The following is a 23709-nucleotide window of genomic DNA, read 5'->3' on the forward strand; positions in this document are numbered from 1 at the left end:
GGCGTGACCCTCGCCGCGTCCCGTCAGGCGACTTTCCGGGATGGAACGTCGGGCGGCTTTCCGGAAGCCTCGGGCGACTTTCTGGATGCCCGGTGCCTTCAGGCGGCCTTCTGGGAGGCGGCCGCGGCGGGGTGCAGGTCGTCGAGGGTGAGCCGGTGGGCCGGGGGATCGGGCAGGAGGGTCTCCTGGACGACCCGCAGTCCGGGGTCCACATGGAGCAGTTGGCCGGGCCCGAGCGGGCGCCAGTCGGCGTTCTCGTCCAGGCGCTCGCTGGCGACGACGACGGCGGGATGGTCGGTGAGGTGCGCCGAGTGGACCCGCATGCGGCCGTGGCTGCCGCTCTGGTCGAGGTGCCGGCTGCCGTGCTGCCCGCCCGGCCTGCGCTCGAGGACGTAGAGGTCATGGGTGTCCGGGTAGCGCAACGCCCACAGCTCCTGCGGGGTGGTGAGGACGAGGTTCAGGGCGTACACGGGCAGGTTCGCGGCGATCCAGCGGGTCGCCTGCCGGATGCCCTCGGTCACGTCACCGCCGTGGCGCCGGGTCTCCCTGGTGATCAGGGCGAAGTACCGCTCGGAGTCGGTGTCGCCCCGGACCAGCGAGCGGTCGTCGCCCAGGTGGGCGTCGAGTGCGTCGAGGCCTTCGATGACCCCGTTGTGCGCGAAGAGCCGTCCGTCCTGCTCGAAAGGGTGGGTGTTGCGCAGGTCGAGGCTGCCGGTGGAGGCGAAGCGGATGTGCGCGACGAAGGTCGCCGACTCCCGCTGCCGGGCCTCCTGCGCGAAGGCGCGGTCGCGGTAGGCCGCGATGGGCGCCTTGTCGACGTGCGGGGCGCCGTCCGGACCGAACCAGCCGAGCCCGGTGCCGTCGGGATCACGGTGGCTCTGCCGGCTGAGGCTGTCGGGCGCGTCGAGCAGCCAGAACGTGGCGTGCGCGCGGAGCGGGGCGCTGCTGAGACCGAAGAGGCGGCACACGGGACCCTCCTGAGGGCAGGCGGTTCATACTCGGCTCTGCTCTGCTTGGCTCTGCTCTGCGGTGCGTCGGACCCTTCAAAGACCGTACCGCCAAGGGGGAGGACGGCGCCAAGGCACCGCGTCCGTACGTCGGCCCCGCGCCGTCCTCGGCGTCACTGCACGTCCGACGAGGCGAACTGCACGAACCGCTCCAGCACCTCGCGCGCCTGCGTGGCGAGGGCGGCCAGCTCCGTCTTGTCGGCCGCCTTGTGCAGGGTGGAGGTCAGGGCGTAGGCATCCTGTGCGGTGTCGATCACCGGCCGGGCGCTCGCTATGAGCTGGACCCGGAACAACGCGTGCAGGGCGACCCCGCGAAGCCGGTGAGCCTCCGTACGGGCTTCGGGGTACGTGGTGGCACCGCCCGGATCCTGCTCCCTGCGGTGCCAGCGGTCCTGCTGTGCGCGCCGGAACTCCGTCAGCGCTCCGGCGAAGTCGCTGTAGACGGCCATCCGGTCCGCCCGAAGCTGCTGCTGACTCACGAACAGCCGCTCGCGCGCGGACGCGTTGCGCTGGAACGCGAACGTGACAGCGGAGCCCAGCAACGTGCCCACAATGGCGATCAACGCAGAGACGACACCATCCACGCGGGTATCAGACCACAAGACCGTCACTCCGACGGGGTGACGATCCCTCGATACCCGTCGAGGAGGGGGAAGCTGTAGGCGACGTCGTTCCGAGAGAGCTGGGAGAGCACATCTCCCTCACCCAGGACGAGGGAACCAGCGTCACCGTCAACGTCCCGGGGCGTAACCCGTCCATGGCCACCGTCCGCGTGCCGCTCGACCTGCCCGACGCCTGGACGGAGGCGTCACCCCGTGGTGGTGACGAGCTCGTCGAGCACCTGCTCCAGCAGGCTGTAGTCACCGAGGAAACTCTTCACCGAGGCGTCCTCATTGCGCTGAGGGTCCAACCCCGCCCAGTTCAGCTCGTATCCCGCGTCGGCGCTCAGCTGGGCCAGGAACACCCGCTGGGCACGGCCGTTGCCCTCGCGGAACGGGTGGAGGACGTTCATGTCGCCGTACAGCTCGGCCAGTCGGATGACGAACTCGTGCCGGGGGAGACCCCGCAGATGACCGGAGGAGGCGAGACGGCCGAAGACCTCGTCGGCGTAGGTCACCAGGTTTCTCGCCGGGCAGAACGGTGTGCGCTTGGCGATGTTCACCGTGCGTAACTCGCCTGCCCACGCATAGATGTCCCCGAAGACCGCGGCATGGAAAGCCTGAAGATGACGGAGGTCGTACCCGCCGGGCAGGGGGCGTTCGGCGAGCAAGACGAGGCGAGCCCTGGTGATGTCCGCCTCCGCCGCCGCCAACAATTGATGGTCGGTGATGCCGAGTTTGTTGCGCAGCACGCCGTTGGACATGGCGTACGGATCGTTCACCCTGCCCGCCGCTCCGAAGTTTGCTGGTGGCGGGCGATCGCGCGGGCGACAAGGGTGTCCGCGTCGAGGTCGCCCTTCACGTACGCCTCGGTGTCGCGGTCGGAGGCCTCGGAGGCGTGGAGCCCCTCGGCCTCGATGGAGCCGGTGGCCGAGGCGACGGCCGCACGTCGTGCCGCCCGGCCGCTCAGCGCCTCGAAGGCCTCGACGGACAGGAGGACGCCCTGCGGCTTGCGGTGGGCGCCGATGAGGACCGGATCGGCATCCGCGCCGGACTCCGACAGGTCGGTCAGAATCCGCGACAGCCTCGCGCGCGCGTCACTGACGGTCACGACCTCGGGGATCTCCATGCTGTCACCGTACCCATATAGAGTCATGAACCTGTACAGATTCTAGTACGGATTCCGACGGGATGCCCTCCGACCCGCCCGCCATCCCGCCGGCCTGCTCTTCGGCCGGCGTTCCTTGATCTTCACGCGATACCGATCTGCTCAGTGCGTCAGATCCAGCACGGCCGTACAGTGCGGATCGTCCCCCGGCTCCTCGAAGAGCTCCCGCTCCCGCGAGGCGGAGAACACCTCCGCGATCACGGCCGGCCCTGCCTCCGCGAGCCGGACGTCACAGGCCACGACCTCGGGGTCCCCCTGGTGGCGTACGTACAGCCGCATCCGGCCCTCGCTCAGATACAGGAAGCCGACCAGCAGCGACTCGGCCTTCTCCCGTTCCTCATAGCCCGGAACCGGGCAGTTGAGCGCGGTCAGCAGCGTGTGCGCCCGGTCCTCCAGCAGATCCTCGCCGGGCACCTCCTCCGAGAGCTCGATCAGTGGAGTGCCGAAGACGTGGTCCACCTGACCACCGGAGTAAAAGCGCACCTCGCCCGCCTCGTGCCGCACGCGGCTGACGGCCTCCCACGGGAGCAGCACCTCCTCCTGCCGGTGCAAGAGCGGGATCTCATAGATGGTGAGGAGGTCGGTGACGGTCGCCTTCCGCCGGCCGAGCGCGATCCGCACGGTCGGCGCTCCGGCGGGGCCCGGGAGCACACCGCGGACGCGCAGCTTCTTCACGATCGGAGCTTGGGTGTAGAGGATCAGATGCCCGGTCACGTCGGCCTGTGCCACGGCCACTTCCCATGGCGTCATTGCGGGTGTCTCCCTGTTCAGCGCATGAACTTGGCGGCGGACTGGTTCATCCAGTCGGGGCACTTCCTCATGCCCTTGCAGTAGGCGGTGATGACGCCGATCATCTGCCCGCTTCCGGCGTCGTACCGGTTGTCCTGGGTACGACGGGTGACCTGAGCCTTGACGATGATCTTCACCTGGGGGTGCGTACCGTCGAAGGCGTAATCCCACTATTCCAGGCCCCCCTTGCCGTCGTTCTTGTCCACCTTGCCGTTCAGGGGAGCGTTGACGATGCGGCTGGTGCGGATGTCGGCGGTGAACTTGAGCAGGGTGCCGGGTTCACCGCAACCCGTGCGCCGCCGCTGCCGCGAACACAGCCGTCACCCAGGTCCACAGCACCGCGAGCCCGACATGGCCCGCGGTGCGCAGGCGATGGCCGCGCCATGTGCGGGGTGAGAAGTAGGCGAACTCCATGATCCAGCGCAGGCCCCAGAACAGGGTCTGGCCACAGAGCAGGAACGTCGGCAGGGGTGCGCCGGTGAGCAGGGCCGGCGCGAAGGCCAGGGGAAGGGAACCGAGAAGTGCGCAGGTCAATGCGATGAAGAACAGGTGCGCGTAAGAGACCTGGCGGGTGAGCAGGCTGCTGCCGCGCAGGTCGGCGGGCCACCCCAGTATCCGCGGGAGCGCGACGTGCACCAGTCCCATGAAGATCAGGGCGCCCCCGACCAGGCGCAACTGGCCAGTGAGACTGAGAAGTTGGGTCACTTTCGGTCCTTGCTGAAGGCGAATGCCGTGATCAGGCCCGCGAAGCGGCGCTCGGCACTGTGTTCCAGCCCTGCGTGGGCGGCGAGCCGCAACCATTCCTGACGGGGCAGGAAGTGCCAGGCGCCGGGCCCGAACACGGCTGTGTTGGCGGCATCTCGCAGGTGCTCGGCGACCAGCAGTGTGCCGCCGGGCCGCAGCAGCCGGGCGCATTCGGTGAACAGCCGCTCCCGGTCCTGTGCGCGGCGCAGTTCGTGCGCGGCGAAGACGAGCAGGACGGCGTCGGCCGAGTTCGCCGGGTGCGGCAGCGTCTGTGGGCGGCCCGGTGCGGCGTGGCCGGGGGGAGGCACCCGGCGTCGGGCGCGGCGCAGGGACCCCTCGCTCGTCAAGGCCGGGTCGTACAGGTCGATGGCGGTGCGCTGGGCCTCCGGCCAGCGTGCGGCGAGTGGGGCGCTCACCTCGTCCAGGCCGGTGCTCACCACCACGTATGCCGACGGGATGCGAGGCAGTAGGTCCTCCAGCCAGTCGTACGTGTACAGGCCGGAGCGGTCGTAGACGTGCCAGCTCGCCGCCGTGGCGGTGCACAACAGAGCGAGTGCCGCGACCGATCCCGTCCGGGCGAGGGGGCCCAGCGCGCGAGGCAGACGTGGAGCAAGGAGGGCTGCAGCCGCCGCAGTCGCCGCACCCGCTGCGTACTGGGGCCAGTTGTAGGCGATGACGTCGCGGACGCCGGAGTGCCGCAGCGTCACCGTATGGCGCCGTTCTCGGTGCGGCGCACACCGCGGTGCCAGCCGTAGTCGACGCCCGCAACGTGGAAGGCGTTGGCGAGGACGGGGCGGGTTCCGGCGAGCGGGCCGTTGTCGAAGAAGGTCAGCCGGCGCACATCGACACAGACCGGCTGCGGGTCCCACTGCGTACGGAATGCCTTGACCACGATCACGGAGCGGGTCTGGGGTTCGTACTCGAAGGTGTAGGGCAGGGGGCCGGCGAAGCGGCGGGCGGCTCGGGCGTCGGCGAAGGGGCTGTGCGGGGGCAACGGCGCGGGAGCGCTGTGCAGGTCGGCACGCACCAGCAGGTCGGCGTGCCCGTCGGCGCTGTCGACCCGGAATTCCAGGGTGCCGTCCGTGGCGCGCGAACTGATGTGGGCAAGGCGGTAGTTGTAGCGGGTGAACAGGTTGCCGCCCAGCCGCATCAACCGGGCGTCGGTGTCGCTGCGCAGGATGCGCAACCCCCGCATGGTGCGCCCGCCAGGGGTGCGGAAGCGGGTGAAGACGCGGTATCCGGTCAGCAGGAAGTCACGGCCCAGCCGCGCGGGCAGGAACGCCGGCCGCAGGGCACGGGTGTCGACCAGGGCGGCGGCCACGAAGCCGTACTCCACGCCCTTCTCGCCGCGGGGGTACGTGTCAAGTTCCAGGCCCGGCGGCACCAGCTGGCGCAGCGCCTCGGCGGGCAGAGCGTAGGTCAGCACGAGCGAGTGCGCGAAATGCGTGCTCATCGCCATGGGATGACGTTGCACCAAGTGCCTCACGGGTCGATCCTCCTGTCCTCGGCGCCCGAGGGGTCTGCGCCCAGCCGCACGACGCGCACCACGCCCCACAGCGCCGATCGGTCCTGCGCCGCCCAGCCGGGTCCGGTCGCCGTGGGCTCGCGGAAGCTGCGCAGAACGACGATGCCGCCGGGACGCACGGCACGACGCACGGCGGCGCGCAGCCGGCCGGCGAAGGCGGGGCCAGGCCCGTCGAGCACGTTCGAGAGGGTCACCGCGTCATAGCCGGCCCGCGGAGCCTGTTCCAGTGCGTCGACCACGTCGGCGTGGACGAGGCGGACGTCCGGCGCGAACAGCGGCTGTGCCCCGGGAAGTTCGACCCCCGCGAGTAGCCGCCACATCCAGGGGTTAGAGGCATTGGCGTGCCCGGCGACGGTCCGCGCCAGGCGTCGTCCGAGCACCTTGTCGAAGCGTGCCGGGACCACTTGCGCGAACGAGGGGCGCAGCGCGACCGCGAGCGCGCCGCCCGGCCGCAGCGCGAGCCACATCAGATGTCTCAGCCCCGGGCTGTCCAGGGCAGTGCGCCAACGCCGGGCCTGTTCAGCCGGATCGTCGAGGGCGAGGAAGGCGCGCAGTGCGGGCCCGCGCCAGGCCGGCAGCAGCGCGCCGGCCGCTCCACGGCCCAGCCGCATCAGTGTCTCTGCGGAGCCGTCCGTGGTGGTTCTGCCGGCGAGCCGGTCACGTGCGTAGGCGAGTTGTACCGGGTTGACGTCGACGGCTGTCACCTCGTGACCGGCCTGCTGGAGGGCGGCGGCGGTGTCGCCCGCGGAGGCGATGCACAGCACCCGCGCCCCCGCGCTGGGCAGGACGCCGAGCTCGATACCGCAGTCCTCGTACATCCGCCCGAACAAGAGGCGGGGGCCGCCCGACCCGCTGATGATCCGGCCGCGTGCCCATGGTGTGCCGCTCACCGGACCGCCACTCCGGATGAGGTCCGTTCCACCAGCCAGACCAGCGCTACAAAGGCCAGATTCTGGGTGAGCATCCGCCCCGGTTCCGCTATGTGATCCAGGCCGAACAGCAGTCCGCCCGCGTTGAACACCACCACGAGCGCCGTCTGTACGACAGCGGCGGCCCGCGCCCACCGTCCGGAGAGCGCCCACAAACCGATGCCGGCCTCCGCGATCCCGATGACGATCAGCGCCGTCGTCACCGCCCAAGCCGGCATATGGGGAACGTCCCCGAGAATGGCCCGCTGATCGTCCCGCCCCGGCCAGACCTTGCACCACAGGCCCTCGTAGAACCACACCAGAGCAACAGCCCAGCGCGCCAGCACCCCTTGCCACCCCGTCACTACGCTCCGGTCTCCCAGCCCTTCGGGTGGTGCCCCTGCGGCGGGCGGTACATCGGACGCACCGGTGCGAAGCGCGGCCGGAGAAGACCCGACCAGAAAGTCCATGGACACCACTCCCGATCGCAGAATTGAACGCGTTCAAGAACAGTCTACTCATGTACGACCGTCGTAGATCAGGGGCGAGACGAAGCCTCTACCGAGGCCTGATCCGCGAGGACTCGATCGACGAGGGGCTGATCACGTCAAACCCGGCCGCCAGGCGGCGCGGACGCGGCAAGCGCGCCGGCCGCGCAGGACGAGAAGATGACCGTCCAACAGGTCATCACTGATCTGAACCGGCGCGGTGAAGCGTTCGAGATCGAATCCGGTCTGCCTGAGTCCGAGGTGCGCGCAGCGGCCGAAACCGCCGAGGCTGCCGACGCCGAACCGCCTTTGCGGTGGTTCGAGTTCTGCCGGAAGTACGTGGCCGGGCGGTGGCGTACGAGCGCAGCCAAGACCCGTGAGGGCATGGCGGACGGTCTTGCGGCCGTGACGCTCGCTATGGTCAAGCGCGACGATGCGACTCCCGAGAATGAGTCCCTGCGGCTGGCCCTCCGGTGGGGGATCGTGTCCGCGAACGAGGGGGAGGATCCGCCGGCCGAACTCAAGGCCGCGTACGAGTGGGTCACGACGACCGACCGGCCCTTGGGCGACTTGGCCGATGCCGAGGTGTTCGAGGATGTGCTGTACCGCGTCAGCTACAAACTGGACGGCACTCCGGCCGCGGGCGACACGTACAAGCCGCGCCGGCGGGCCCTGAACGCCGCTCTCGAACACGCCGTGGCCACGGGGGAGCTACCGGAGAACCCGCTTCAGCGGATCCGCCGGAAGCGCGTCGGGGCCAATGACGTGGTGGACCCGCGCGTCCTGGTGAACGCCGCACAGGCCCGGCAGCTGCTCACGTCCGTCTCCTGCATCGGGTCGTGGGATCGCTGCCGCGGACGGCGCCTGGTGGCTTTCTACGCGGTCCTGTACTCCGCGGGCCTGCGGCCCGCCGAGGCGGTCGGGCTGAGGCGGTCTGACTGCCACCTGCCGGAGACGGGCTGGGGCACGCCCACGCTGCGGGAGACACGCCCCCGTCTCCGGCAAGCAGTGGACTGACTCAGGCGAGCGGCATGACCGCCGCGGCCTGAAGGCGCGGGAAGCGACCAGCGACCGCCCGGTGCCCATCCCGCCCCTCCTGGTCACCATCCTCCGGGCCCACCTGAAGGGGTTCGGGACCGCCAAGGAAGGGCGCGTGTTCGGCAACGAACGTGCAGGAGTGGTCGGCTCTTCCACCTACTGGCGGGTGTGGAAGGAGGCGCGCGCGTACGCGCTTCCACCGGAGCGCGCGTCGACTCGCCGTCGGCCGGGCGCCCGTACGACCTGCGGCACGCGTGCATCACGCGGTGGCTGAACGCGGGAGTGCCGATTGCTGAAGTAGCCCGGAGGAATAGTCAATTCTTGTGGACGGGCTGGTCCAGCACGCTGCGGCAGTGTGCCCAGGCCGACTCGGACAGCAGCGGCCTCCACCGAGTGAAAAGGTCAAGTAGGTCGGCGCCGTAGCGGCTGCGAACCTCTGGGCTGATTGCGGCGATGTCCAGCTCGTTGGCGGCGGTAAGTTCAGCGAAGTCCCGACGCGCTTCGAGGCTCGGATACATCGGTGCGCCGGTGAACCGATCGACGAATGTGCCTGGATTATCGACCAGTCCGCGGTAGGAGGACTTGCGGTCGCAGGAGGCGTAGAAGTAGACGAGTGCCTCAGCCTCTATGCCGATCGCCTTGACCAGTTCCGCCCGGCGCCCTAGGTCCAGCAGCGCGACCGGGAACCCATCGGTCCCGTAGAACGCGTGACACAGTCCAGCCGATACCAGCGCCGGGCGAGCGCCCCACGAGGCGAGAAGGTCGCTGACTCGCTGCAGGTGCGCCAGCAGCGTTCCGCCGGGGTGCTCGATCCTTTCGGCTCCGGCCGCCTTCAAGATCGCCAGCGCCTCTGCGGTCATCTCAACATCATCCATCCGAACGATCGCCGTATGATCTGAAATCAACCATGATCATAGAGCGGAAAGCTGCCGATCATGCTGCAATCGCGTCAGCTCGTTCGACCAGCAGGCCGCGTTCGAAGCGTGCTCCGGCGCGCACGAGCGGGACGAGGTGGGCGCCGTTGACGGCCCGCCACCGGGCCTGGGCGGACTCGACGAGCTTGAACACCATCGCGAGCCCGGCGGCACGTGAGCCGGCGCCCTTGGTGACTTTGGTGCGGAGTCGGACGGTGGCGAAGGTCGACTCGATCGGGTTGGTGGTCCGCAGGTGGATCCAGTGCTCGGCCGGGTAGTCGAAGAACTCGAGTAGCACGTCCTGGTCGTCGGTGATCTTCTTTATGGCCTTGGGGAACTTGGCGCCGTAGAGCTTGGCGAAGGTCTGGATGGCCTGCTCGGCGTGTTCGCGGTCCTCGGCGTTGTAGATGTCCTGGATCGCCTTCTTCGCGGCTGGCTGGGCCGACTTCGGCATGGCGTCGAGGACATTGGCGGTTTTGTGAACCCAGCACCTCTGCTCGCGGGTGTCGGGGAAGACCTCGCACAGGGCCTTCCAGAACCCGAGGGCGCCGTCGCCGACCGCGAGCACGGGCGGGCGCATGCCCCGGCGGGCGCAATCCCGTAGCAGCGCGGCCCAGGACTCCGAGGACTCCCGGTAGCCGTCGGCCATCGCGACGAGCTCCTTGGTACCGTCCGCGCGGACCCCGATGACGACCAGGACGGCGGCCTTGGCCTCGTCCAGGCGTATGCGCAGGTGGATGCCGTCGACCCAGACGTAGACGTAGTCGGTGCCGGACAGGTCACGCTCCTGGAAGGCTGCGTGGTCGGCCTGCCACTGGGCGGTCAGCCGGGTCACCGTGGCAGGCGACAGGCCAGCCGAGGAGCCGAGGAACTGTTCCATCGCCGGAACGAAGTCGCCCGAGGACAGGCCGTGCAGGTAGAGCAGGGGCAGCACCTCGGCGATCTTCGGGGACTTGCGGCACCAGGGCGGCAGGATCGCCGAGGAGAACCGCTTGCGCTCGCCGGTGGTCTCATCGACGCGCTTGTCGTTCACCCTCGGGGCCTTGACCTCGATCACGCCGGCTGCGGTGGCGACTTTCCTGGGCTGGTGGTAGCCGTTGCGGACCACCAGGCGGCGGCCCACCTCGTCCCGCTCCTCGGCCAATTCGGCGATGTAGGAGTTGACTTCGGCTTCCAGCGCGGCGGCCAGCATCCGCCGGGCACCCTCACGGACGATCTCGTCCAACAGGGAGCCGTCCCGCGTGGAACCGTCGGCATTGACTACGGCGAGCACAGGGCGTGCCTTCCCGGCCGACGCCGCAACGTCGGCCTACTCGATGACCATCACGGGATCATTCGGGAAGGTACGCCCTCCGCGTTCCTCCCGGAACCGATCCACAGGTCTTGAGCATTGCTCAGTAGCCCGACGGGTCGGCAACTCCCCGGAAGTCATCCACCGCAGGTATCACGGTTGTATCGACGGTTACGAGGAGGCCGCGAACGCGAGGATTGCGAAAGTGCTGGAGGAGGAGGGCGACACGGTATAAGGCACGCAACGTTAGGGCCTTGGGAAACAAGTTCCCTCTGGCGCTGGTTCATGCGAGCCACCGTTTCATCGGCATCGCATTCCGCACCGCTGGCGGATCAGTTTTCCAGATTTCAACCAAGTTAGAAGTCCCCCGAGTGGCGCAACCCCGCATCTGGAGTAACCATTGATGCAGGCATTGTGGACGCCACCCGTAGGTGAGGTAAGTCACTGCCCCCGAGGCGAGCGTGCAATGGACCCCAGCATATGTCATGCCGGGCACCCTTTTCCGGAAAGAGCCAGATTCCTGGACCCATCAAAAGGTCAACCCAGAGCTCTCTTGGAGAGGTTGGAGATAATGTCAGTAGTCGACATAGGGTGGACCACGGTAGGCGCCAACGAATCCACCGGATGGTTCAATCACGGCTGGAATTCCAATCAATCAGTCGTGTACAGCATCATCGTCTTCCCGGGGGAGGGCGAGGGTGTGCCCAATCCAGTGGCGCACGCGACACTCACTCAAGGCGAGTCGTTTCAGCATGTAGATGGCACGACAGCCTACAAGTTCTACATACAGAACAATGCGCCGTTTAACTCATGCAACGTGCACGTTCTGGCGCAAGTTGATTCCCTGTGAACGTGCATGTCCGGAAGGCGGAGGGCAATCATGTCGCCAGTGAAGGTCACGATCGTGCACGATGAGGTGGGCCGCATTGTGTCCGTAGCACGCCCCGCACCCGATGCGCAGGTCACGGTGCTGAGCGGCGAAGGGGAGTCTGTGTTGGAGACGGAAGTAGGCGAAGAACTCGTACGTGAGCTGGCGACCGGGAAGCATAGAGTCGACGTCGCAGGCCAACGCGTCGTTCCCTATAACGGGTAGACAAGGACACTTGAACGGCTGGCCCCTTGCACCGCCGCGATCGCAGTGACCCCTGGATGCATCAGATGTACGAGCCCAGCTAAGTGTGCTGAGGCTCCGGCCCGGCTTCGCAAGCGGGGGCGCCATGGCTGCCGCACAGCCAGGAGAGCTTTCCGCTGGGGTTGCACAGCAGCCATGAGTCGCCCTCAGGGTGTGTCGGAGGTGTGTCGCGAACGCTGAGAGACAGCGAGAGAGGGCGGGAGTCAGTGAGACTGACTCCCGCCCTCATCTGTAGGCATCCGCCCTGGTCAGCGCCTTACTTCTGCTGATCCTCGGCGAGTGCCCCCGGCAGGATTCGAACCTGCGCACACGGCTCCGGAGGCCGTTGCTCTATCCCCTGAGCTACGGGGGCGTCTGGCCTTGAGCTGTTGCTCGCGGCGACGGGTAGAACACTACCAGCTCGGTCGGGGTGATCAGGAACGGGTTTCCCGGGGAGCGCTTCCCGGAGGGGCGGAACTCGGGAAAAGCCGGACGCGGTGGCCGGTCCCGACCTACTCTCGAGTTGTGCCAGGGGCGTCCGGCCGGGTCCTCGTTGTGGACGACAACAAGGTCATCCGGCAGCTGATCAGGGTCAATCTCGAACTGGAGGGTCTCGAGGTCGTGACCGCGGCCGATGGTGCCGAGTGTCTGGATGTCGTTCATCGCGTGCGGCCCGACGTGATCACCCTCGATGTCGTCATGCCCCGCCTGGACGGGCTGCGGACCGCCGCCCGCCTGCGTGCCGACCCGCGGACGCGGGACCTTCCCCTCGCCATCGTCAGCGCCTGCACCCAGCACGAGGTCGAGGCCGGGCTCGGCGTCGGCGTCGACGCCTTCCTCGCCAAGCCCTTCGAGCCCGACGAACTCGTGCGGATGGTGCGGGAGTTGCTGGAGCGTCGGAGGGGGCGGGGGAGACGCGGGCCTGCGGGACCCGACGAGGTGCCTGTGGGACCCGACGAGGTGCCTGCGGGATCCGAGGTGGAGGACGGTGCCGTCGAGTACTTCGGGGAGCGGGCGGCCGAAGGCAACCCCGTCTGTCCGTGACCCCGGTGACCCGTGCGACCCCGGCGACCCCGGTGGCCCGGCCGTGGTGAGGGGGAGGGGGGAGGGTGCCGGTATCCCGGTCTCAGGAGGCGCGGCCTCAGGTGGCCCCGGCTCATCAGGATGCCCGGCCCCGTCGGCCCGGCGGCACGCGGATCGTCCACATCGCGGACCCCGGCCCAACCGGCTCGCCTACCCACCCCCTTCCTCCCCTACGCTTGTCCCGTGACCCCCGTCGAGCTCTCCCGTACCGTGCTGCGCGCGGTGCGTCGTGCCGTGGATGAGGGGGAGCTGAGCGTGACCGTGCCGGAGCGGGTCGTGGTGACGCCGCCGGGGCCCGGCGGCTGCGGGGACTACGCCACCAACGTCGCGCTCCAGCTCGCCCGCCCGGCCGGGCAGCCCCCCCTGCGGGTCGCCGAGATCCTGCTGCCCCACCTCGCGGACTGCGCCGGCGTCGGTGACGTCGTCGTCACCGGGCCCGGGTTCCTCAACATCTCCCTCAGCGCCGCCGCCTCCCCGACCGCCACCCTCGTCGCCCGGATCCGCGCCCTCGGGGCCGCCTACGGTCACGGCGACGCCCTCGCCGGGCAGGTGGTCGCGCTCAGGGTGCCGTACGACGTGCGCGCCGAGGTCGTCGCCGACGCGGTGGTGCGGCTCGTCGCCAGTCAGGGCGGCCGGGGCGAGGTCGGGCACGGTGAACCCGTCACCCTGCGGCCCGTACCCGCGCCGGAGGACCCCGCGCCGCTCGGGCCCGACGCCGCCCAGTGGGCCCTGCTGCATCCCGCGGCGCACGACCGGCCCCGGATCACCGCCGACCATCTGGTGCAGCGGGAGAGCAATCCGCTGTTCCGGGTGCGGTACGCCCACGCCCGCTCGCGTGCCGCCGTGCGCGGCGCCGCCCGGCTCGGGTTCGGCGCCGAAGCCGGTGACCTTCCCGACGCGCCCGCCGCCCTCGTCGCCGCCCTCGCCGACCACCCCCGGATCCTCACCGCCGCGGCCACCCACCGCGCCCCCGACCGGCTCGCCCGGCACCTGGTCACCGTCGCCGATGCCGCCCTGCCGTTCCTCGCGACCGTGCTGCCCCGTGGTGACGAGAAACCCTCGGCCGCCCACCGTGCCCGGCTCGCGCTCGCCGAAGCCACCGGGACGGTGCTGGCCGGCGGCCTGTCCCTGCTCGGCATCGACGCACCCGAACACCTCTGAAGAGAGCGCCAGAAGAGCCATGAGCCGTTCCGCACACCCCGCCGGGCCCCGGCACGCCGACGTCCTGCCCGAAGGCCACTACGCAGCTCCGCCCGCCGACCTCAACGCGCTCGACGGCAAGGTGTGGGCCCAGACGGTCACCCGTGACGCCGACGGCGTCGTCACCGTCGGCGGTGTCGACGTGAAGACCCTCGCCGAACAGCACGGCACCCCCGCCTACATCCTCGACGAGACCGACTTCCGCGCCCGCGCGCAGGCCTGGCGCAGCGCGTTCGGGCACGACGCCGACGTCTTCTACGCGGGCAAGGCGTTCCTGTCGCGCGCCGTCGTGCGCTGGCTGCACGAGGAGGGGCTGAACCTGGACGTGTGCTCCGGCGGCGAGCTGGCCACCGCGCTGTCCGCCGGGATGCCCGCCGACCGGATCGCCTTCCACGGCAACAACAAGTCCGTCGACGAGATCACCAGGGCCGTCGAGGCCGGTGTCGGACGGATCGTGCTCGACTCCTTCCAGGAGATCGTCCGCGTCGCCCACATCGCGCAGGGACTCGGCAAGCGGCAGCGGGTGCAGATTCGTATCACCGTCGGTGTCGAGGCCCACACGCACGAGTTCATCGCCACCGCGCACGAGGACCAGAAGTTCGGGATCCCGCTGGCCGGCGGCCAGGCCGCGGAGGCCGTGCGGCGGGCGCTCCAGCTGGACGGGCTCGAGGTCATCGGGATCCACTCGCACATCGGGTCGCAGATCTTCGACATGTCCGGGTTCGAGGTCGCCGCGCACCGCGTGGTGGGGCTGCTCAAGGACATCCGGGACGAGCACGGCGTCGAGCTGCCCGAGATCGACCTCGGCGGCGGGCTCGGGATCGCGTACACCAGTGACGACGACCCCCGTGAGCCGCACGAGATCGCCAAGGCGCTGACCGAGATCGTGACGCGTGAGTGCGAGGCCGCCAAGCTGCGCACGCCGCGCATCTCCGTGGAGCCCGGGCGGGCCGTCGTGGGACCGACCGCCTTCACGCTCTACGAGGTCGGCACGATCAAGCCGCTCGACAACCTCCGCACCTACGTCTCCGTCGACGGGGGCATGTCCGACAACATCCGGACCGCGCTGTACGACGCCGAGTACAGCGTCGCCCTCGTGTCGCGGACCAGCGACGCCGCGCCGATGCTCGCCCGCGTCGTCGGCAAGCACTGCGAGAGCGGCGACATCGTGGTGAAGGACGCGTTCCTGCCCGGTGACCTGGCACCCGGTGACCTCATCGCGGTGCCGGCCACCGGCGCCTACTGCCGTTCCATGGCGAGCAACTACAACCACGTGCTCCGGCCGCCCGTCGTCGCCGTCCGCGACGGCGAGTCCCGGGTGATCGTCCGGCGGGAGACGGAGGAGGACCTGCTGCGCCTCGACGTCGGATGAACCGGCGCGTCGACCGACAGGCGTCGGCTGATCCGCAGTGCGGTCACGGCGGCGGCAACCGCCTGGCGTCGCGCACACGCGGCGACCGACAGGAGTCGCGCACACGCGTCGACCGACAGGCGTCGCGAGCACGCCGTGGCGTATCGGCGTCGACCGACGGGAGTGGAAGATCTTCGGTCCTTCGAGCGGAAGATCTTCTGTCTTCCGGCCCCACAGAATGAAATAGACGTCTCACGATCCGGACCGGGGGTAGAAACCACCGTCCGGTGAGTGAGACTGGTCCAACCGTAGACGGTATGAGGAAACGAGGTCGGATGATGCGTACGCGTCCGCTGAAGGTGGCGCTGCTGGGCTGTGGGGTTGTCGGCTCAGAGGTGGCGCGCATCATGACGACGCACGCCGACGACCTCGCCGCGCGGATCGGCGCCCCGGTCGAGCTGGCCGGTGTGGCGGTACGACGGCCCTCCAAGGTCCGCGAGGGCATCGACCCGGCGCTGGTCACCACCGACGCCACCGCCCTCGTCAAACGCGGCGACATCGACGTGGTCGTCGAGGTCATCGGCGGGATCGAGCCCGCCCGCACCCTCATCACCACCGCCTTCGAGCACGGCGCCTCCGTGGTCTCCGCCAACAAGGCGCTGCTCGCCCAGGACGGCGCCGCCCTGCACGCGGCCGCCGACCAGCACGGCAGGGACCTCTACTACGAGGCCGCCGTCGCCGGCGCCATCCCGCTGATCCGGCCGCTGCGCGAGTCCCTCGCCGGCGACAAGGTCAACCGGGTGCTCGGCATCGTCAACGGCACCACCAACTTCATCCTGGACAAGATGGACTCCACGGGCGCCGGCTACCAGGAGGCCCTCGACGAGGCCACCGCGCTCGGGTACGCGGAAGCCGACCCGACCGCCGACGTCGAAGGATTCGACGCGGCCGCCAAGGCCGCCATCCTCGCCGGGATCGCCTTCCACTCCCGGGTCCGCCTCGACGACGTCTACCGCGAGGGCATGACCGAGGTCACCGCCGCCGACTTCGCCTCCGCCAAGAACATGGGCTGCACCATCAAGCTGCTGGCCATCTGCGAGCGGGCCGGCGACGGCGGCTCGGTCACCGCCCGCGTGCACCCCGCGATGATCCCGCTGACCCATCCGCTCGCCTCGGTGCGCGGCGCGTACAACGCCGTCTTCGTCGAGTCCGACGCGAGCGGACAGCTGATGTTCTACGGTCCCGGCGCCGGCGGCGCCCCGACCGCCTCCGCGGTCCTCGGCGACCTGGTCGCCGTCTGCCGCAACCGGCTCAGCGGGGCAACGGGGCCCGGCGAGTCGGCGTACGCCGCCCTGCCCGTCTCCCCGATGGGCGATGTCGTCACGCGCTACCACATCAGCCTCGACGTCGCCGACAAACCGGGTGTTCTCGCCCAGGTTGCCACCGTGTTCGCCGAGCACGGGGTGTCCATCGATACGGTGCGGCAGACCGGCAAGGACGGCGAGGCCTCCCTCGTCGTCGTCACCCATCGGGCCTCCGACGCCTCCCTCTCCGGGACCGTCGAGGCGCTGCGCAAGCTGGACACCGTGCGGGGTGTCGCCAGCATCATGCGGGTTGAAGGAGAGTAACCAGCAATGACCCACCAGTGGCGCGGAATCATCGAGGAGTACCGGGACCGGCTGCCCGTCTCCGACACCACGCCGGTCGTGACGCTCCGTGAGGGCGGCACGCCCCTCGTGCCCGCGCAGGTGCTCTCCGAGCGCACGGGCTGCGAGGTCCACCTCAAGGTGGAGGGCGCGAACCCGACCGGGTCCTTCAAGGACCGCGGTATGACCATGGCCATCTCCAAGGCCAAGGAGGCGGGCGCGCAGGCCGTCATCTGCGCCTCCACCGGCAACACGTCCGCCTCGGCCGCCGCGTACGCCGTGCGCGCCGGCATGGTCTCGGCCGTGCTCGTGCCGCGCGGGAAGATCGCGCTCGGCAAGATGGGCCAGGCCCTCGTGCACGGCGCGAAGATCCTCCAGGTCGACGGCAACTTCGACGACTGCCTCACCCTCGCCCGCGGCCTGAGCGAGAACTACCCGGTGGCGCTGGTCAATTCGGTCAACCCGGTGCGCATCGAGGGGCAGAAGACGGCCGCCTTCGAGATCGTGGACATGCTCGGGGACGCGCCCGACATCCACGTCCTGCCGGTCGGCAACGCGGGCAACATCACCGCCTACTGGAAGGGCTACAAGGAGTACGCCGATGACGGCGTCTCCTCGAAGACCCCCCGGATGTGGGGCTTCCAGGCCTCCGGCAGCGCCCCGATCGTGCGCGGCGAGATCGTCAAGGACCCCTCGACCATCGCCACCGCGATCCGGATCGGCAACCCCGCCTCGTGGCAGTTCGCGCTGGCCGCGCGGGACGAGTCCGAGGGCCTGATCGACGAGGTGACGGACCGTGAGATCCTGCGCGCCTACCGGCTGTTGGCCGCTCAGGAGGGTGTCTTCGTGGAGCCCGCCTCCGCCGCCTCCGTCGCCGGTCTGCTGAAGGCCGCCGAGCAGGGCAAGGTGGACCCGGGCCAGCGCATCGTCTGCACGGTCACCGGCAACGGCCTGAAGGACCCCGACTGGGCCGTCGCCGGCGCCCCGCAGCCGGTCACGGTGCCGGTCGACGCGGCCGCCGCGGCGGAGCGCCTCGGCCTCGCCTAGAAAACCGCTCAAGGGGTACTCGAAAAGTGCTTGAGAAGTACTCGAGGAGTGCTTGAGAACCACTCGACCCGTTCGGCGCACTCGACCGACCCCGGCCGGGCAACCGGTGAGGAGCCTGTGGCGTCCTGACGAGGGGGCTCCCTACGAAGGGGGCACAGGGGGCTTACGACACGCATCGTGCGCCTCCTGTGCGCCCTATGTCGCCACAGAACCTTCCTTCGATAGGCTGTACCGAACCCGCCCGCTGCATATGCCCGCGCATATGGCGCGGTGCCGCGCCGTCTCCACGGCCCGAGGTTCCTTCACATACCCATCGAATGTCATTCGACCATCACGCAGCTCAAGGAGAGTCATCGAGCGATGGCCGGTCCAGCGTTCCGCGCCGCCGCCGTCCGGGTGCGCACCCCCGCCACCAGCGCCAACATCGGCCCGGGCTTCGACGCCCTGGGTCTCGCACTGGGGCTCTACGACGACGTCGTCGTCCGGGTGGCCGACTCCGGGCTGCACATCGACATCGCGGGTGAGGGCAGCGAGTCGCTGCCACGTGACGAGAGTCACCTCCTCGTACGTTCCCTGCGCACTGCCTTCGACCTGCTGGGCGGACAGCCCCGCGGCCTGGAGATCGTGTGCGCCAACCGCATCCCGCACGGCCGTGGTCTGGGCTCCTCCTCCGCCGCCATCTGCGCCGGCATCGTCGCCGCGCGCGCGGTGACCATAGGCGGCGAGGCCAGGCTCGACGACGCCGCGCTGCTGGAGCTGGCCACCGAGATCGAGGGTCACCCCGACAACGTCGCGGCCTGTCTGCTCGGCGGTTTCACGCTCTCCTGGATGGAGTCCGGCGCCGCCCGGGCGATCAGGATGGAGCCCGCCGATTCCATCGTTCCGGTGGTTTTCGTGCCCGGAAAGCCGGTCCTCACGGAGACCGCGCGCGGACTGCTCCCGCGCTCCGTGCCGCACGTCGATGCGGCCGCCAACGCGGGCCGTGCCGCCCTGCTCGTCGAGGCCCTCACCCGGCGCCCCGAGCTGCTGCTGCCCGCCACCGAGGACCGGCTGCACCAGGAGTACCGCGCCCCGGCCATGCCGGAGAGCGCCGCCCTGGTGGAACGGCTGCGCGCCGACGGGGTCCCGGCCGTGATCTCGGGCGCCGGACCCACCGTGATGGCCCTGGCGGACGCCGACAGCGCCGAGAAGGTGCAGGCCCTGGCCGGTCCGGAGTGGGCCGCCAACAGGCTCGACCTCGACGCGCGAGGGGCGAGTGTGCTGCCGCTCGCGACCTCCAGTGACATCTGACCGCGTGCGATTGCCGGATTTGGAGAGGGGGAATGTTTGTTGGATCCGGTAGTGTTAACCTCAAGTCTGCACCCGACCCCACCATGGCGAGGTGCTTCACGTCCCCGTCCGGGACAGACATTCTTCCGGGAGTCTCCCAAGCCATTCAGCGTTCTGTATGACGTACCTGGGCAGTACGCCGTACGCGGACTCTGAGCAGGCCGCTGGGCACGCTCCGGAACAGGTGCGACCACGCCAACGTGACACCGGGTGCCACGGCTGACGAAGCGCCGTCACCAGAAATTCTCTCCGCCGCTTTGGCGGACCACCGCCCCGGCACGGTCCACACAGCAAGGACCGAAGCCGGACAGCACAACCGGTCGCCGAGCCAGACAGGCCGACGTCCGCTCCAGGGAAGGACCCTTCGTGAGCGACACCACCGATCTGATGGGCGCACGTGTCGAGGAGACCGCTGCCGCGCCCGCCACGGACGCCTCCGCGCCTGCCTCCGGTGCCGGCTCCCGGCGGCGCCGCGGTACCGGCCTCGAGGGCATGGTGCTGGCCGAGCTTCAGCAGGTCGCATCCGGCCTCGGCATCAGGGGCACCGCGCGCATGCGCAAGAGCCAGCTGATCGAGGTCATCAAGGAGGCCCAGGCCGGCGGCGGCGCCCCCGCCAAGGCCGAGGCGGCCACCGAGACCAAGCCGAAGCGCCGGGCCACCTCCAAGGCCCGTACCGGGGACGACACCGCCGAGAAGAAGGCGGAGCAGCCCGCCGAGAAGGCCGTGGCCCAGCAGCAGATCGAGATCCCGGGCCAGCCGGCCGGCTCCCGCGCGAGCGAGGCCGAGCGCGGCGGGGACGACGCCCCCACCGAGCGCCGTCGTCGGCGTGCCACCGCCGAGGCGGGCAGCCCGGCCGCGGGCGGCGCGGAGACGATCGTCGCCGAGGCGAAGGCCGAGACGAAGGCCGAGACGCCCGCGCAGCAGGGCGAGGCGAAGGCCGACGCCGGTGACAGCGAGGCCCGTGGCCGCCGCGACCGCCGCGAGCGCGGCCGTGACCGCGACCGCCGCGGCAAGGGCGACGAGCAGCAGCAGGGCGGCCAGAGCGGCCAGGGCGGGCGTCAGGACCGGCAGGACCGCCAGGACCGTCAGCAGCAGGGCCAGGGCCAGCAGCAGGGCGGCGGCCGTCAGGACCGCAACGTGGGACCGCAGGACGACGACGACTTCGACGGCGGCCGCCGTGGCCGTCGCGGCCGCTACCGGGACCGTCGTGGCCGTCGTGGCCGTGACGAGATCGGCGGCGCCGAGCCGCAGCTGGCCGACGACGACGTCCTGATCCCCGTCGCGGGCATCCTGGACATCCTCGACAACTACGCGTTCATCCGGACCTCCGGCTACCTCCCCGGCCCGAACGACGTGTACGTCTCCCTCGCCCAGGTCCGCAAGAACGGCCTGCGCAAGGGCGACCACGTCACCGGCGCGGTCCGTCAGCCGAAGGAGGGCGAGCGTCGCGAGAAGTTCAACGCGCTGGTCCGCCTCGACTCCGTCAACGGCATGGCGCCCGAACACGGCCGCGGCCGCCCGGAGTTCAACAAGCTGACCCCGCTCTACCCGCAGGACCGCCTGCGCCTGGAGACGGACCCCGGCGTCCTCACCACCCGGATCATCGACCTCGTGTCGCCGATCGGCAAGGGCCAGCGCGGTCTGATCGTGGCCCCGCCGAAGACCGGCAAGACCATGATCATGCAGGCGATCGCCAACGCGATCACGCACAACAACCCCGAGTGCCACCTGATGGTCGTCCTCGTCGACGAGCGTCCGGAAGAGGTCACCGACATGCAGCGGTCGGTGAAGGGCGAGGTCATCTCCTCGACCTTCGACCGCCCGGCCGAGGACCACACCACGGTCGCCGAGCTCGCCATCGAGCGGGCCAAGCGCCTGGTGGAGCTGGGCCACGACGTCGTCGTCCTGCTCGACTCGATCACGCGTCTGGGCCGTGCGTACAACCTCGCCGCGCCGGCCTCCGGCCGCATCCTGTCCGGTGGTGTCGACTCGACCGCCCTGTACCCGCCGAAGCGCTTCTTCGGTGCGGCCCGCAACATCGAGGACGGCGGCTCCCTCACGATCCTCGCCACCGCCCTGGTGGACACCGGGTCCCGCATGGACGAGGTGATCTTCGAGGAGTTCAAGGGCACCGGCAACATGGAGCTCAAGCTCGACCGGAAGCTCGCCGACAAGCGCATCTTCCCGGCGGTGGACGTGGACGCGTCCGGCACCCGCAAGGAGGAGATCCTGCTCGGCAACGAGGAGCTGGCCGTCGTCTGGAAGCTGCGCCGGGTGCTGCACGCGCTCGACCAGCAGCAGGCGATCGAGCTGCTGCTCGACAAGATGAAGCAGACGAAGTCGAACGTCGAGTTCCTGATGCAGATCCAGAAGACGACGCCGACCCCCGGCAACGGAGACTGAGAGTCCCCGTAGATCTTCATAACCGGAAGCCGTCCCCCCTGGTGGGGGACGGCTTCCGGCGTTTCGCGACCGGTGTACGATCACGCCCTTCGGTCCCTTGACCGAACGTCGAACTCCATATCCCCAGGGGGGGACTCAGGTGGGCACACCCACGTCCGGGACCGGCCGTCACAGACGCCGGATACGTTTCGCTCTGCCCGTGGCCGCGGCCTCCGTCGCCGCCGCCGTCACGGCCGCACTGATCTCGACCTCCGCCAGCGCGGCCACCCAGCCGGTGCCGACGGTCAAGCCGGCCGTCAGCGCGCCCTCGCGGGCCACGCTGGAGCGGCGCGCCGTCGCCGCCGTCGCCGCCGTCAACGGCGGGACCACCACGACGAAGCCGTCGAGCGGCGGCTCCGCCGTCACGCCGAAGATCATCGGCGGCGGTACGACCACCATCGCCGCGGCGCCCTGGATGGCCCAGCTCTGGTACGACGACACCAAGGGCACCCCTGACGACACCAGCGACGACGTCGCCTTCTTCTGCGGCGGCTCGGTGATCTCGCCCACGAAGATCCTCACCGCCGCGCACTGCGTCAAGGGCTTCAAGTGGAGCACCACGAGGTCCGTGGTCATCACGGGCACCGCCGCGCTGCCCACCACCAACAGCGACGGCAGTGACAACCTGCACGGCGGCACCCTCTCCGGCGTGCTGCGCCAGTGGAACCACCCGTCGTACACCGTGTCGTCCCACGGTGTCCCCAACAACGACGTCGCCGTGCTCACCCTGGCCGCCCCGGTCAAGGCGACGCCGATCCGGATGACGACCAACACCGACACCGCGTCGTACACGGGCACGGCAGCCAAGACCGCCAAGGTCTACGGCTGGGGTCGCACCAGCTCCACCTCGGACGAGATCTCCCCGACCCTGAAGACGGCCACGCTGCCCATCCAGTCCGACACCACCTGCACGGGCGGCTACGGCAGCTACTACGTCAAGGGCCACATGGTCTGCGCCGGCAAGCCCGCCACCGGCACCGACACGGGCACCACCACGGCCTGCAACGGCGACTCCGGCGGCCCGCTGGTCGTCGGCGGCCGGATCGTCGGCGTGGTCTCCTGGGGCGTCCAAAACTGTGTCGCCAAGGGCGCCTACAGCGTCTTCTCCAAGGTCAGCACCTACGTCGGTGCCGCCTACGCGCAGATCGCCGACAGCAACCTGAGCTACACCGACGGCAAGGCCGACCTGTTCGCCCGCAGGTCGTCGACGAAGACCGGCTACGAGCTGGACTCCAAGGGCACCTCGCTCGCCTCCCGCGTCTCGTGGGGCGACTGGGGCGGCGTCAACCTGATCCTCCAGGCCGACCTGAACCGGGACGGCTTCCAGGACCTCGTCTACCGGGTGTCCTCCACCGGCGACGTGTACTGGGACCACTTCGCGCTCAACAGCGCCCAGACCAAGGGCTCCTGGGTCACGACGAAGCTCTTCACCAACTGGAAGAGCCGCAAGGCCGTCGTCATCCCCGGTGACCTCACCGGCGACTACCTGCCCGACGTCCTCTCCGAGGACTCCAGCGGCGTCCTGTGGCTGTACCCGGGCAAGGGCAACGGCACCTTCGCCGCCGCCGTCCGCATCGGCGGCGGCTGGAGCCAGTACAACCAGCTGCGCGGCGTCGGCGACTTCAACGGCGACGGCAAGGCCGACCTGCTGGCCCGCAGGAGCAGCGGCGGTGACCTGTACCTGTACAAGGGCACCGGCAAGTCCGGCACCGGCCTCTTCTCGGCCCGGGTGAAGGTCCGCTCCGGCTGGACCGGCTTCAACACCCTCGCCGCGGTCGGCGACCTGACCGGTGACGGCAAGGCCGACCTGGTGGCCCGTACGACCGGCGGCACGCTGTACCTCTACCCGGGCACCGGCAAGGGGACCAGCGAGATCTTTGCCACAAGGAAGTCGCTCGGCACCGGTTTCCAGCAGTACGACATCTTCGGCTGAAACGCCTGGTGAGTGGGGTTCGCCCGCACTCGCCCGATGACACGGTGTGCCCATCGCGTGACGCGGTGGGCACACCGCGTCGTGCAACCCTTTCCC

Annotated in this window: 23 protein-coding genes and 1 tRNA gene; 10 read left to right on the forward strand and 14 right to left on the reverse strand. The window is 69.8% G+C overall.

The window, feature by feature from the left end; translation table 11 throughout:
* Positions 1-98: 98 nt before the first annotated feature.
* The 11 genes from AB0958_RS28760 to AB0958_RS28810 form a co-directional block, all read right to left on the reverse strand.
* The gene (locus AB0958_RS28760) at positions 99-968 is read right to left on the reverse strand and encodes a class II glutamine amidotransferase (RefSeq protein ID WP_366893393.1); all 870 of its coding nucleotides are present in this window, start codon (positions 966-968) and stop codon (positions 99-101) included.
* Between the two features lie 152 nt (positions 969-1120).
* Positions 1121-1570, reverse strand: coding sequence for a hypothetical protein (locus AB0958_RS28765; protein WP_366893394.1), 450 nt, complete (start codon positions 1568-1570; stop codon positions 1121-1123).
* A 245-nt stretch (positions 1571-1815) separates the two neighbouring features.
* Positions 1816-2388 carry a Fic family protein gene (locus AB0958_RS28770; RefSeq protein ID WP_366893395.1) on the reverse strand — a complete coding sequence of 191 codons (573 nt, stop codon included), beginning with the start codon at positions 2386-2388 and terminating at the stop codon, positions 1816-1818.
* The gene (locus tag AB0958_RS28775; RefSeq protein ID WP_366893396.1) at positions 2385-2735 is read right to left on the reverse strand and encodes a type II toxin-antitoxin system Phd/YefM family antitoxin; all 351 of its coding nucleotides are present in this window, start codon (positions 2733-2735) and stop codon (positions 2385-2387) included. The genes AB0958_RS28770 and AB0958_RS28775 overlap by 4 nt, the downstream gene beginning before the upstream one ends.
* A 141-nt stretch (positions 2736-2876) precedes the next feature.
* Positions 2877-3524, reverse strand: coding sequence for a hypothetical protein (locus AB0958_RS28780; protein WP_366893397.1), 648 nt, complete (start codon positions 3522-3524; stop codon positions 2877-2879).
* A gap of 17 nt (positions 3525-3541) precedes the next feature.
* Complete coding sequence (locus tag AB0958_RS28785) at positions 3542-3700, reverse strand: hypothetical protein (RefSeq protein WP_366893398.1); 159 nt, start codon at positions 3698-3700, stop codon at positions 3542-3544.
* Positions 3701-3842: 142 nt separating this feature from the next.
* Positions 3843-4268: a hypothetical protein gene (locus AB0958_RS28790; RefSeq protein ID WP_366893399.1), complete on the reverse strand. Its 426-nt coding sequence runs from the start codon at positions 4266-4268 to the stop codon at positions 3843-3845.
* Positions 4265-5014 (reverse strand): methyltransferase domain-containing protein, encoded by a 750-nt coding sequence (locus AB0958_RS28795; RefSeq protein WP_366893400.1) that lies wholly within the window; start codon positions 5012-5014, stop codon positions 4265-4267. Before AB0958_RS28795 ends, AB0958_RS28790 begins: the two co-directional genes overlap by 4 nt.
* Positions 5011-5766 carry a DUF2071 domain-containing protein gene (locus AB0958_RS28800; RefSeq protein ID WP_366893401.1) on the reverse strand — a complete coding sequence of 252 codons (756 nt, stop codon included), beginning with the start codon at positions 5764-5766 and terminating at the stop codon, positions 5011-5013. Before AB0958_RS28800 ends, AB0958_RS28795 begins: the two co-directional genes overlap by 4 nt.
* Before the next feature lie 23 nt (positions 5767-5789).
* Positions 5790-6722 carry a hypothetical protein gene (locus AB0958_RS28805; protein ID WP_366893402.1) on the reverse strand — a complete coding sequence of 311 codons (933 nt, stop codon included), beginning with the start codon at positions 6720-6722 and terminating at the stop codon, positions 5790-5792.
* Complete coding sequence (locus tag AB0958_RS28810; RefSeq protein WP_366893403.1) at positions 6719-7210, reverse strand: DoxX-like family protein; 492 nt, start codon at positions 7208-7210, stop codon at positions 6719-6721. The genes AB0958_RS28805 and AB0958_RS28810 overlap by 4 nt, the downstream gene beginning before the upstream one ends.
* 198 nt (positions 7211-7408) lie before the next feature.
* On the opposite strand from AB0958_RS28810, the gene AB0958_RS28815 reads away from it, so the two are divergent.
* The gene (locus tag AB0958_RS28815) at positions 7409-8245 is read left to right on the forward strand and encodes a hypothetical protein (protein ID WP_366893405.1); all 837 of its coding nucleotides are present in this window, start codon (positions 7409-7411) and stop codon (positions 8243-8245) included.
* 335 nt (positions 8246-8580) lie between these two features.
* Here the strand turns inward: AB0958_RS28815 and AB0958_RS28820 are convergent, their stop codons facing one another.
* Together AB0958_RS28820 and AB0958_RS28825 are read right to left on the reverse strand one after the other, a co-directional pair.
* Entirely contained in the window at positions 8581-9126 is a 546-nt protein-coding gene (locus tag AB0958_RS28820; RefSeq protein WP_366893406.1) for a DUF6817 domain-containing protein, read from the reverse strand.
* 73 nt (positions 9127-9199) lie between these two features.
* Positions 9200-10453, reverse strand: a complete 1254-nt coding sequence (locus AB0958_RS28825; protein ID WP_366893407.1) for an IS256 family transposase — start codon at positions 10451-10453, stop codon at positions 9200-9202.
* A gap of 679 nt (positions 10454-11132) precedes the next feature.
* Between AB0958_RS28825 and AB0958_RS28830 the strand changes: the two genes are divergently transcribed.
* Entirely contained in the window at positions 11133-11321 is a 189-nt protein-coding gene (locus AB0958_RS28830) for a hypothetical protein (RefSeq protein WP_366893408.1), read from the forward strand.
* Positions 11322-11883: 562 nt separating this feature from the next.
* On the opposite strand, the gene AB0958_RS28835 is transcribed toward AB0958_RS28830, so the two are convergent.
* Positions 11884-11955: transfer RNA gene (locus tag AB0958_RS28835), tRNA-Arg, on the reverse strand.
* A 152-nt stretch (positions 11956-12107) separates the two neighbouring features.
* Between AB0958_RS28835 and AB0958_RS28840 the strand changes: the two genes are divergently transcribed.
* The 8 genes from AB0958_RS28840 (at position 12108) to AB0958_RS28875 (ending at position 23613) form a co-directional block, all read left to right on the forward strand.
* Positions 12108-12626 carry a response regulator gene (locus AB0958_RS28840; protein ID WP_366893409.1) on the forward strand — a complete coding sequence of 173 codons (519 nt, stop codon included), beginning with the start codon at positions 12108-12110 and terminating at the stop codon, positions 12624-12626.
* Between the two features lie 222 nt (positions 12627-12848).
* On the forward strand, positions 12849-13826 hold the full coding sequence (nrtL, locus tag AB0958_RS28845) for an ArgS-related anticodon-binding protein NrtL (RefSeq protein WP_366893410.1): 978 nt from the start codon (positions 12849-12851) through the stop codon (positions 13824-13826).
* 19 nt (positions 13827-13845) lie between these two features.
* Positions 13846-15237: a diaminopimelate decarboxylase gene (gene lysA / locus AB0958_RS28850; protein WP_366893411.1), complete on the forward strand. Its 1392-nt coding sequence runs from the start codon at positions 13846-13848 to the stop codon at positions 15235-15237.
* Positions 15238-15554: 317 nt separating this feature from the next.
* Complete coding sequence (locus AB0958_RS28855; RefSeq protein ID WP_366893425.1) at positions 15555-16844, forward strand: homoserine dehydrogenase; 1290 nt, start codon at positions 15555-15557, stop codon at positions 16842-16844.
* Positions 16845-16850: 6 nt separating this feature from the next.
* On the forward strand, positions 16851-17909 hold the full coding sequence (thrC, locus tag AB0958_RS28860) for a threonine synthase (protein WP_366893412.1): 1059 nt from the start codon (positions 16851-16853) through the stop codon (positions 17907-17909).
* Positions 17910-18269: 360 nt separating this feature from the next.
* Complete coding sequence (gene thrB / locus AB0958_RS28865) at positions 18270-19199, forward strand: homoserine kinase (RefSeq protein WP_366893413.1); 930 nt, start codon at positions 18270-18272, stop codon at positions 19197-19199.
* A 405-nt stretch (positions 19200-19604) separates the two neighbouring features.
* On the forward strand, positions 19605-21641 hold the full coding sequence (gene rho / locus AB0958_RS28870; RefSeq protein ID WP_366893414.1) for a transcription termination factor Rho: 2037 nt from the start codon (positions 19605-19607) through the stop codon (positions 21639-21641).
* 199 nt (positions 21642-21840) lie between these two features.
* Positions 21841-23613 carry a trypsin-like serine protease gene (locus AB0958_RS28875; RefSeq protein ID WP_366893415.1) on the forward strand — a complete coding sequence of 591 codons (1773 nt, stop codon included), beginning with the start codon at positions 21841-21843 and terminating at the stop codon, positions 23611-23613.
* Positions 23614-23709: the final 96 nt, after the last annotated feature.

Source organism: Streptomyces sp. NPDC006655 (assembly GCF_040703965.1).
Lineage (GTDB): Bacteria > Actinomycetota > Actinomycetes > Streptomycetales > Streptomycetaceae > Streptomyces.

Coding starts and splice junctions, on each gene's coding strand:
- AB0958_RS28775 (WP_366893396.1), bottom strand. CDS start 2,735: ATGGAGATCCCCGAGGTCGTGACCGTCAGTGACGCGCGCGCGAGGCTG.
- AB0958_RS28780 (WP_366893397.1), bottom strand. CDS start 3,524: ATGACGCCATGGGAAGTGGCCGTGGCACAGGCCGACGTGACCGGGCAT.
- AB0958_RS28800 (WP_366893401.1), bottom strand. CDS start 5,766: ATGGCGATGAGCACGCATTTCGCGCACTCGCTCGTGCTGACCTACGCT.
- AB0958_RS28810 (WP_366893403.1), bottom strand. CDS start 7,210: ATGGACTTTCTGGTCGGGTCTTCTCCGGCCGCGCTTCGCACCGGTGCG.
- AB0958_RS28815 (WP_366893405.1), top strand. CDS start 7,409: ATGACCGTCCAACAGGTCATCACTGATCTGAACCGGCGCGGTGAAGCG.
- AB0958_RS28820 (WP_366893406.1), bottom strand. CDS start 9,126: ATGACCGCAGAGGCGCTGGCGATCTTGAAGGCGGCCGGAGCCGAAAGG.
- lysA (WP_366893411.1), top strand. CDS start 13,846: ATGAGCCGTTCCGCACACCCCGCCGGGCCCCGGCACGCCGACGTCCTG.
- AB0958_RS28855 (WP_366893425.1), top strand. CDS start 15,555: ATGCGTACGCGTCCGCTGAAGGTGGCGCTGCTGGGCTGTGGGGTTGTC.
- thrC (WP_366893412.1), top strand. CDS start 16,851: ATGACCCACCAGTGGCGCGGAATCATCGAGGAGTACCGGGACCGGCTG.
- thrB (WP_366893413.1), top strand. CDS start 18,270: ATGGCCGGTCCAGCGTTCCGCGCCGCCGCCGTCCGGGTGCGCACCCCC.